Consider the following 274-nt stretch of genomic DNA (forward strand, 5'->3'; position numbering starts at 1 on the left):
GGTCCATGTAAAGCTCATGATGAAAATATAACTGGTAAAAGCCATTTTGCCAGTTATTATTTTACGGGAAATCCGGAGGACTGGAATGGCCTATCTTCTGCAGCAGCTGGCGAATGCGGTGCCTCTTGCGGCACTCTACGCCGCGCTGGCCTTCGGCTATGCGATCGCCTTCGGCGTCACCAAGCGTGCTGACATCACCTATGGTGCGATGTTCGCCTTTGCCGGGCAGATGCTGCTGCTATTTACCGACTTTGCCTATAACCGCCTGTGGCTG

At 53.3% G+C, this 274-nt stretch carries 1 protein-coding gene; it reads left to right on the top strand.

What is annotated here, in order from left to right; translation table 11 throughout:
* Positions 1 to 85 precede the first annotated feature (85 nt).
* Positions 86 to 274, top strand: a 189-nt coding sequence (locus SB772_RS40730) for a hypothetical protein (protein ID WP_410838616.1), incomplete at its 3' end; no start/stop codon positions are given.

The sequence above is a fragment of the Paraburkholderia sp. SIMBA_030 genome (genome assembly GCF_046535245.1).
Classification (GTDB): domain Bacteria; phylum Pseudomonadota; class Gammaproteobacteria; order Burkholderiales; family Burkholderiaceae; genus Paraburkholderia.